This is a genomic window from Phenylobacterium sp., from assembly GCF_004799395.1.
GTDB lineage: Bacteria > Pseudomonadota > Alphaproteobacteria > Caulobacterales > Caulobacteraceae > Phenylobacterium.
In genome coordinates, this window is record NZ_SSMZ01000123.1 from 1 (window position 1) to 8,769 (window position 8,769).

Here is an 8,769-nt window from a genome sequence, read left to right on the forward strand (position 1 = left end):
CGCCGTCGCCGCCTCCGCCGGAGCCCTGTCCGCCTGCAGTCAGCGCACCGAGCCGCCCGGCGATCCGGGGATCTGCTACCACGTGGTCCCGCAGAAGGGCGGCAAGCTGAAGTACTTCAAGCTGGTCAACGCCCCGAACCTGGAGACCTGCGCCTCGAACCTGGAAGCCATGCGGCTGAAGTTCCTCCGGATGGGCGGCTCACAACAGGATATCTACGGCGCCTATCAGGCGAATTTCTTGTTTCTTCAACAGGAAGGCGTCCTGACCTCAACCAGTCTGGAAGGCCCGCGCTATGTAGCGCTGGTGCGCACCGGTGACGGCCGCCTGGCCATTCCGGGCGCCATGCCGACGCAATAATGCCTGTGGACGGCTGCCGCGAAAGGTGAACGTAAAGGGAACAAAGTCCTTGCTCATCCGTTAACGGATCGCTAGCTTGCGCCCGGGCTCTTCGCCCGCAACCACGGAAGCTTAGGACATCGACATGGCGGGCAGCGTCAACAAGGTCATTCTGATCGGCAACCTCGGGGCCGACCCCGAAATCCGGTCGCTCACCTCCGGCGATCGGGTCGCGAATCTCCGCGTCGCGACTTCGGAAACCTGGCGCGACCGCAGTTCCGGCGAGCGCAAGGAGAAGACCGAGTGGCACCGGGTCGTGGTGTTCAACGAGAATATCGTCAAGGTCTGCGAGCAGTACCTGCGCAAGGGCGCCAAGATCTACATCGAGGGCTCGATCCAGACCCGCAAATGGTCGGACCAGTCGGGCGTGGAGAAGTTCTCCACCGAGATCGTGCTTCAGAAGTTCCGCGGTGAGCTGACCATGCTGGACGGCCGCGGCGACGGGGAAGGCGGCGCCCGGGAGGAAGGTGGCTTTGGCGGTGGATTCTCGTCCGGGCCGCGCGCCCAGAGCGCTGCGCCGCGCGAGGACTTTTCCGCCGACCTGGACGACGAAATTCCCTTTTGACGGCCTAGCCGGCGGGCGCCGCGGCCGGGTCCGGGCAAGCGTCGCCCAGCCGTTTGGCGTCAGTGACGGCGTGCACCGGCACGGTCAGGGCGCCGACCTGGGCGGAGATGCGGGCCTCCAGGTGCATGCTGTCGCCGGTAAACGTGCCGCTGCCTGAGATCGGCACGGGCGCGCCGTCCTTGGTGGCGCAGCTGCCTTCAAGCCGGATCTTGCCCGCGCCGATTTCCTTGGTCGGGTAGGTGCATTTGTAGATGTGGTTGATCTTGCCTTCCATGAACTTGGCGACGTCGGCAGGCTGGATGCAGCGCCGCTCGGTCTTCTGGGCGGGGAAGGGCGAGGTGACCTTGCTGGTCGTCTCCCAAAAGCCGGGGCTGATGGCCTTCTGGGCCGCAGCGGGACCGGCCAAGGCGAGCAGCGACAGCACGGGCAGGGCGAAGAGGGGAGCGATGCGGTTCATCGTTTGACCTAAATCACAGGAATGCGGCGGAGTTGGGGGCAGTCGATCCAACGCGCAAGCCGTGGAAAGCTCAAGGGGCCGGCGCGGCGTCAGGGGAATCGGCCGCTTCCGAGGGGCCCTTCAGCGCACCCATGTTGCGCTCGCGGATCACCTGGCCCGCCTGGTCGTAGAGGAACGGCAGGAAGGCGTAGCGCCGCCCCCGGGTCACCGGAGTGGCCTCATGCTGCAGTCCGCAGGCGAAGACCACCGCCCCGCCGGTCGGCGGCCGATAGGTGCGGCTGCCATATTCCGGGAACCGCAGGTCGCCGCCCTCGAAGTCCTCGGCGTTGAGATTGATCGAGACCGCAAAACGGCGGTGCGCCGTGCCAAGGGTTTCGTTGTCGCGGTGGGGCCGGAAATATCCGCCGTCGGCGGCGTCGTAGCAGGCGACCAGATAGCGTTCGACCCGGGTCGCCTTGAACTGGAAGACCCGCTCGATCGCCGGCGCCAGGCACGACCGGATCCGGACCATAAGCTCGTTGCGGATGTCCGGGTCGCTCAACATGACGTCGCGCCGGCGCTTGAAGTCGTCGAGCACCCCGATGGTGCGTCCGTCCACGTCGCGCATCACCCCCGAGAGCGTCCCGCCCTCGGCCTCGTAGAGGCCGATCAATCGACGGCAGAGGTCGGGCTCCAGCACACGCGGCAGCACCAGCACCGGCGCGTAGAGCTCGGTCCCGGCGTAGTCGTCGACGGGCGGCAAGGCCGCGATCCGCGCGTAGAGCTCGGCGAGTTTGCCGAACGGCACGCAGGCCAGGGTGCGGTGGCTCGGGTCAAGCAACAGCCAGTAGGGGTGCTCGCCGCCCTCGGCGTCGAGGGCGCCGTAGAGGCGGCTGACGCGGCCATCGGGGTCCAGGAACCAGCGCAGTCCTGGTGGCTGGTTGCGCGCCTTCTCGATCGACTCGGCGTCGCGCAGCACGAGGAAGGCCGACAGATGGCTGTCGTCGAACAGGCTCCTATGCGCCTGGAAGGCGTTGAACGCGACGTTGCGCAACGCGCCCGGCCCCGGCACGAAGCCCAGCAGGATGTAGCGGCCGGTCGTGGCGCTGAAATAGTAGCGCTCGCTGCCGGGCGCGGCCGCGTCGAACCAGGGAGCTGGATCGCCAGTTTCGAACGGCGGCGTCCAGTCCGGGGTGGTTTGCGCGTCCATTATGCGGCCGGCTCCGCAAGGCCGGCGACCCGCTGGCGATAGGCTTCCAGGATTTCCGCGCCGGTGTCGTCATAGAAGAACGGCAAGAAGGCGTAGCGCCGGCCCTGGGTGACCCGCATCGCCTCATGCAGCAAGGCGCAGGAAAACACCGTCGCGCCGCCGAGGGGCGGGCGGTAGGTGCGCGGGCCGTATTCGGCAAACCGAAGGTCGCCCCCGACAAAATCGTCGTTGAGATTGATCGAACAGGCGAACCGGCGGTGCGCGGTGCCCTGGGTCGTGGAATCGCGGTGCGGATGGAAGACGGCGCCATCCTCGGCGTCGTAGCAACTGACCACATAGCGCTCGATATGGGTGACGCTGAAGCCGAGGCCGCGCTCCACCAGGGGGAACAGCCGACGCTCCATGCGGTCGCGCAACAGCGCCTGCAGCGCCTCATCCTCGACCGTGACATCGCGGCGGCGCTTCAGTTCGTCCATCACCATCACCGTGCGGGGGCCCTCGTCGCGCATCACCCCGGTGAAGGCGCCGCCGTCAACCTGGTGCAGGGCGATCAGCCGCTGGCAGAGCTCGGGCTCGAAGATGCGCGGCGCGGTCAGCACCGGGGCGTGCATCGGCACGCCGGCGTGATCGGCGGGCGGGCGCAACTGGGCGATCATGTCGAACATTTTCTGGGCGGAGGGCAGCTGCATCCGGCCGATGACCCGCAGGGTGGGATCGAGCAGAAGCCACATGGGCCGTTCGGTCCCGTCGGCCTCAAGCACGCCGTAAAGGCGGCTCACGTCGCCGTCCAGGTCGAGCACCCAGCGCAGGCCCTGCATATCCTGGGCGCTGGCCGCCGTGCCCGGGTCGCGCACGATGACGAAGGCGCTCAGCGTCCGGTCGTCGAAATCCCCGCGATGGGTGGCCAGGATCCGCACGGCCTCGGCCGCAGCGGCGGTGTCATCCTTCGGCAGGAAGGCCATCAGCACATAGCGACCGCCGGCCGTGTCGAAGACGAACTGCGAATTGGAGGGCGTCGGCGCGGTGAACCAGGGTGCGGCTTCGCCGAGGGTCAGGAGCATGGGCGCAGGCGCCAGGAGAAGATCGGCATGGGACAAAACCTTGTCGGAACTGCTTCTTAGGACGCCGCCGGCCCGCGGTCACCGCCCCGGCGACGCTGCGCCGCAATCTCCGCAAGACTGTGGCCTTACCGACCCTGCGCACGCGTGCGCGCGTACGCGCGCACGAAAGTTGGCGTCCGGGGCTTCAGAATGCTAACTGTGGACCCCACATACGAAGTCCGATTCTAACGGCTAAATCCCTCCCTTGACCGACGAAAACACCACCCCGCCGGCCGACCGGCACGGGGGCATCGCCCCTATCGCGATCGAAGACGAGCTGAAGCGCTCGTATCTCGACTACGCCATGAGCGTGATCGTGAGCCGGGCGCTGCCCGACGTCCGCGACGGTCTGAAGCCCGTGCACCGCCGGATCCTGTTCTCGATGAACGAGCAGGGCCATACGCCGGACCGTTCCTATGTGAAGTCGGCTCGCGTGGTCGGCGACGTCATGGGTAAGTACCACCCCCACGGCGACCTCGCGATCTACGACACCCTGGTGCGGATGGCGCAGCCCTTCTCCATGGGACTGCTGCTGATCGACGGGCAGGGCAATTTCGGCTCGGTGGACAACGATCCCCCGGCGGCGATGCGCTACACGGAGTGCCGGCTCACCAAGGCCGCCATGTCGATCCTGGCCGATCTCGACAAGGACACGGTCGACTTCAAGGACAACTACGACGGTTCCGAGCATGAGCCGGTGGTGCTGCCCAGCCGGGTGCCGAACCTGCTGGTCAATGGCGCGGGCGGCATCGCCGTCGGCATGGCGACCAATATCCCGCCGCATAACCTGGGTGAGATCGTCGACGCCTGCCTGGCCTATATCGACGACCCCGAGGTCACGCTCGAGTCCCTGCTGGACATCGTGCCGGGCCCGGATTTCCCCACCGGCGGCCAGATCATCGGCCGCACCGGCGCGCGCAACGCCCTGATGACCGGCCGTGGCTCGGTGATCATGCGCGGGGTGGCGACGATCGAGGAACTCCGCAAGGACCGCGAAGCGATCATCATCCACTCGATCCCCTACCAGCTGAACAAGGCGGGCCTGGTCGAGCGCATCGCCGAGCTGGTGCGTGAAAAGCGGATCGAGGGCATCTCCGACCTGCGCGACGAGAGCGACAGGCAGGGCATGCGCATCGTCATCGAGATGAAGCGCGACGCCAGCGCCGAGGTGATCCTCAACCAGCTCTATCGCTACACCCCGCTGCAGAGCTCGTTCGGCGTGAACATGCTTGCGCTGAACCGCGGACGGCCCGAGCAGATGGGCCTGCGCGACATGGTCACCGCCTTCGTGGACTTCCGCGAAGAGGTGGTGGTCCGCCGCACCAAGTTCGAACTGAGCAAATCCCGCGACCGGGGCCATGTGCTGGTCGGCCTGGCCATCGCCGTCGCCAATATCGACGAGTTCATCCACATCATCCGCTCGTCCAAGGACCCGGCGGAAGCCCGCGAGCGGCTGATCGCCAAGGATTGGCCAGCGGGCGACATGCTGCCCCTGGTCGAGCTGATCGCCGATCCGCGCACCCTGGTGATCGACGGGAACAAGATACGACTCTCGGACGAGCAGGCCCGGGCGATCCTGGCCCTGACGCTGTCGCGCCTGACCGGCCTCGGGCGCGACGAGATCTTCGGCGAGGCCCAGACGCTGGCCGACGCCATCCAGGGCTATCTTGAACTGCTGGCCTCGCGCGAGGCGGTGATGGCCATCGTCCGCGAAGAGTTGGTGGATGTCCGGACGGCCTACGCCGTGCCGCGCCGCACCGAGATCGTCGAGGGCGACGCCGACGTCGAGGACGAGGACCTGATCGCCCGCGACGACATGGTGATCACGGTCACCCACGGCGGCTACGTGAAGCGCACCCCGTTGTCGATCTACCGGACCCAGAAGCACGGCGGCAAGGGCCGCTCCGGGATGGCCACCAAGGACGAGGACGCGGTGACCCGCGTCTTCTCCGCCAACACCCACACCCCGATGCTGTTCTTCTCCTCCGGCGGCAAGGTCTACAAGCTGAAGGTCTGGCGCCTGCCTATCGGCACGCCCACCTCGCGAGGCAAGGCCTGGGTCAACATCCTGCCGATCGAACCCGGCGAGAGCATCACCTCGATCCTGCCGCTTCCGGAGGATGAGGCGACGTGGGAGCAGTATGACGTGATGTTCGCCACCCGCTCCGGCGGCGTACGGCGCAACAAGCTGTCGGATTTCGTGGACGTGCGCCGCAACGGCAAGATCGCCATGAAGCTGGACGAGGGCGATCAGATCATCGGCGTCGGCGCCTGTAACGCCGGCGTCAACGACATTCTGCTGACGACCTCGCTCGGCCGCTGCATCCGGTTCCCGACCGAAGACGTGCGGGTGTTCGCGGGCCGCGACTCGACGGGCGTGCGCGGTGTGCGCCTGGCCGAAGGCGACAGCGTCATCTCCATGGCCGTGCTGCGCGCGGTGCCGGCGTCACCGGCTGAGCGGACGGCCTACCTCAAGCATGCCAAGCTCATGCGCACGGCCGCAGAGGGCGAAGACAACGACGACACGGCGCCTGCGGTCGAGGACGACGAAACCGATGGCGAGGACCTGGTCAGCCTCACCCCAGAGCGGATCGCAGAGCTCGGCGCGGCTGAAGAAATCATCCTGACGGTCTCCACCGAGGGCTACGGGAAGCGAACCTCAGCCTATGAATTCCGCCGCACCGGGCGCGGCGGCCAGGGCCTGATCGCCCAGGACCTGACCAAAAAGGGCGGCCGCCTGGCGGCGTCCTTCCCGGTCGACGAGAGCGACCAGATGCTGATGGTCACCGATCAGGGCCAGTTGATCCGCTCGCCGGTCCGCAAGGTCCGTCTCGCGAGCCGAAACACTCAGGGCGTCATCGTTTTCAGGACCGCAGCCGACGAGCACGTGGTCTCGGTCGAGCGCCTGGCCGACACGGGTGAGGACGACGCCGAAGCGGAGGTCGAGGGTGACGCCGGCGAAGGTGGAGAAGCTCCGGACGCGCCGGAAACCTAGGCCCGGCTAAGTTTCTCCTTGCCAGAACCGTCCGCGGCGGCGAAAGGCGACGTCAGGTTGTTGGGGGACCAAGCCGCATGACCCGCGTCGGGCTCTATCCGGGCACCTTCGATCCCATCCACAACGGCCACACCGATATCATCGGCCGCGCCGTGAAGCTGGTGGACAAGCTTGTGCTGGGCGTCGCTATCGACACTGGCAAGACCCCGATGTTCGCCCTCGAGGAGCGAGTCTCCATGGTCGAGGAGGCGGTGGAGCCTTTCCGCAAATCCACCGAGATCGTCGTACAGCCCTACGAGGGCCTGACCACGCACTTCGCCCATGAGATCGGCGCCGGGATCATGGTGCGTGGCTTGCGCGCCATGGCCGACTTCGAATTCGAGTTCGCGATCACCGCGATGAACCAGCAGCTCGACCGCAACATTGAGACGGTGTTCCTGATGGCCGATCCTCGCCACCTGGCGATCGCCTCGAGGCTCGTGAAGGAGATCGCCGTGCTGGGCGGCGACGTCGCGAAGTTCGTCAGCCCCAGCGTCAAGGACCGGCTGCTGGCCAAGGCCGCCCGCGATTGAGCCGCAGCGCTGGCGTCCCGCCCGCCGGCCCATTACGAATGAGATTCATGAGAACCCTACTGTTCGCCGCCTGCGCCGCGGCTCTCGCCGTCTCCGCATCCGCCGCCCCGAAGGACAAGGCCAAGGCGCCGTCCGCAGCCCCAGCCAAACCCGCTGCGCCCGCGACGCCGGCCGGCCCCGGCGCTGCCGACTGGCGCACGCCTGACCCGAACAACGTGCTGGTGATCGACACCAACAAGGGCCAGATCGTCGTGGAGATGATCCCCGAGGCCGCGCCGCTGCATGTCGCCCAGATCCGCGCCCTGGCGCACGAGAACTTCTATGACGGGCTCAAGTTCTTCCGGGTCATCGACAAGTTCATGGACCAGACCGGAGACCCGCAGAACAACGGGCAGGGTGGCTCCTCCAAGCCGAACATCCCCGCGGAGTTCACCTTCCGCCGCGGGTCCGAGCTGCCGTTCGTCATGGCCGCCGACCAGACGGTGGCCGAGATCGGCTTCATCAAGTCGCTGCCGGTGGAGAGCCAGTCGATGGCGCTGGGGGCGATCACCAAGGACCAGAAGGTCACCGCCTGGTCGCTCTATTGTCAGGGCGTGATGGGCATGGCCCGCGATGACAATCCCGACAGCGGCAACAGTCAGTTTTTCGTGATGCGCTATCCCTATCCATCGCTCGAGAAGAAATACACCGCCTGGGGCCGGGTGATCAGCGGCCAGGACGTGGTGCGGGCGATCAAGGTCGGCGAGCCGGTCGAACAGCCCCAGGACTATATGGAACATGTCCGCGTGCTGGCCGATTTGCCGGAGGCGACGCGCCCGAAGATCCGGGTGGTCGACACCAGGGGCGCCTGGTTCAAGAGCGAGATTGAACGTGTCCGCGCCGCCAAGGGCGCGGACTTCACAGCCTGCGACGTCGAAATTCCTGTTGAGGTGAAATGATGGCCCCCAAAGCCAAGGCGAAATCCGCCACCAAGGCCCCTGCGAAAGCCGCCCCGAAGCCCAAGGCCGCCGCCACGAGCAAGGGCGATGAAAATACCCTGATCATGCAGCTTCCTGCCGGTACGGTGACCATCAAGCTCCGCCCAGACCTGGCGCCGCAGCACGTGGCGCGCATCAAGGAACTGGCCCGTGAGGGCTTCTACGACGGCGTGGTCTTCCACCGGGTGATCCCGGGCTTCATGGCCCAGGGCGGCGATCCGACCGGCACCGGCATGGGCGGCTCGAAGAAGCCGAACCTGCCGGCCGAGTTCTCCCGCGAGCCGCACGTGCGCGGCGTGGCCTCGATGGCGCGCAGCGCCAGTCCGAACTCGGCGAACAGCCAGTTCTTCATCTGCTTCGACGACGCATCGTTCCTGGACGGCCAATACACGGTCTGGGGCGAGGTCACCGACGGCATGGAGCATGTCGACGCCCTGCCCAAGGGTGAGCCGCCGCGCGAGCCGGGCAAGATCGTCTCGATGAAGGTGGCCGCGGACGCCTGAGGCTGAAGCCTAGG

General features: G+C 66.9%; 9 protein-coding genes. 6 read left to right on the top strand and 3 right to left on the bottom strand.

Annotation, left to right across the window (positions count from 1 at the left end; genetic code table 11):
* The coding region (locus tag E8A12_RS08400) for a hypothetical protein (RefSeq protein ID WP_293367575.1) at positions 1 to 358 on the top strand (358 nt) is incomplete at its 5' end.
* Between the two features lie 124 nt (positions 359 to 482).
* Positions 483 to 962: a single-stranded DNA-binding protein gene (gene ssb, locus E8A12_RS08405; RefSeq protein WP_293367577.1), complete on the top strand. Its 480-nt coding sequence runs from the start codon at positions 483 to 485 to the stop codon at positions 960 to 962.
* Positions 963 to 966: 4 nt separating this feature from the next.
* On the opposite strand, the gene E8A12_RS08410 is transcribed toward ssb, so the two are convergent.
* The 3 genes from E8A12_RS08410 to E8A12_RS08420 all read right to left on the bottom strand — a co-directional run bounded on the left by E8A12_RS08410 (position 967) and on the right by E8A12_RS08420 (position 3,669).
* Positions 967 to 1,419 (bottom strand): DUF3617 family protein, encoded by a 453-nt coding sequence (locus E8A12_RS08410; protein ID WP_293367579.1) that lies wholly within the window; start codon positions 1,417 to 1,419, stop codon positions 967 to 969.
* Between the two features lie 70 nt (positions 1,420 to 1,489).
* A complete protein-coding gene (locus E8A12_RS08415) occupies positions 1,490 to 2,608 on the bottom strand; it encodes a 2OG-Fe(II) oxygenase (RefSeq protein WP_293367581.1) in 1,119 nt (372 codons plus the stop codon).
* Positions 2,608 to 3,669: a 2OG-Fe(II) oxygenase gene (locus E8A12_RS08420; RefSeq protein WP_293367583.1), complete on the bottom strand. Its 1,062-nt coding sequence runs from the start codon at positions 3,667 to 3,669 to the stop codon at positions 2,608 to 2,610. The genes E8A12_RS08415 and E8A12_RS08420 overlap by 1 nt, the downstream gene beginning before the upstream one ends.
* Before the next feature lie 244 nt (positions 3,670 to 3,913).
* Between E8A12_RS08420 and gyrA the strand changes: the two genes are divergently transcribed.
* The 4 genes from gyrA to E8A12_RS08440 all read left to right on the top strand — a co-directional run bounded on the left by gyrA (position 3,914) and on the right by E8A12_RS08440 (position 8,755).
* Positions 3,914 to 6,703 carry a DNA gyrase subunit A gene (gene gyrA / locus E8A12_RS08425; protein WP_293367585.1) on the top strand — a complete coding sequence of 930 codons (2,790 nt, stop codon included), beginning with the start codon at positions 3,914 to 3,916 and terminating at the stop codon, positions 6,701 to 6,703.
* Positions 6,704 to 6,780: 77 nt separating this feature from the next.
* Positions 6,781 to 7,275 (top strand): pantetheine-phosphate adenylyltransferase, encoded by a 495-nt coding sequence (gene coaD / locus E8A12_RS08430; RefSeq protein ID WP_293367587.1) that lies wholly within the window; start codon positions 6,781 to 6,783, stop codon positions 7,273 to 7,275.
* A 47-nt stretch (positions 7,276 to 7,322) separates the two neighbouring features.
* Complete coding sequence (locus tag E8A12_RS08435; protein ID WP_293367589.1) at positions 7,323 to 8,213, top strand: peptidylprolyl isomerase; 891 nt, start codon at positions 7,323 to 7,325, stop codon at positions 8,211 to 8,213.
* 104 nt (positions 8,214 to 8,317) lie between these two features.
* Positions 8,318 to 8,755: a peptidylprolyl isomerase gene (locus tag E8A12_RS08440; protein WP_293367591.1), complete on the top strand. Its 438-nt coding sequence runs from the start codon at positions 8,318 to 8,320 to the stop codon at positions 8,753 to 8,755.
* Positions 8,756 to 8,769: the final 14 nt, after the last annotated feature.

What these genes read in the sequence shown, in the direction of transcription:
- E8A12_RS08440 (WP_293367591.1), top strand. Translation starts at nt 8,318, where the DNA reads ATGCAGCTTCCTGCCGGTACGGTGACCATCAAGCTCCGCCCAGACCTG.
- ssb (WP_293367577.1), top strand. Translation starts at nt 483, where the DNA reads ATGGCGGGCAGCGTCAACAAGGTCATTCTGATCGGCAACCTCGGGGCC.
- E8A12_RS08435 (WP_293367589.1), top strand. Translation starts at nt 7,323, where the DNA reads ATGAGAACCCTACTGTTCGCCGCCTGCGCCGCGGCTCTCGCCGTCTCC.
- E8A12_RS08410 (WP_293367579.1), bottom strand. Translation starts at nt 1,419, where the DNA reads ATGAACCGCATCGCTCCCCTCTTCGCCCTGCCCGTGCTGTCGCTGCTC.
- coaD (WP_293367587.1), top strand. Translation starts at nt 6,781, where the DNA reads ATGACCCGCGTCGGGCTCTATCCGGGCACCTTCGATCCCATCCACAAC.
- E8A12_RS08415 (WP_293367581.1), bottom strand. Translation starts at nt 2,608, where the DNA reads ATGGACGCGCAAACCACCCCGGACTGGACGCCGCCGTTCGAAACTGGC.
- E8A12_RS08420 (WP_293367583.1), bottom strand. Translation starts at nt 3,669, where the DNA reads ATGCTCCTGACCCTCGGCGAAGCCGCACCCTGGTTCACCGCGCCGACG.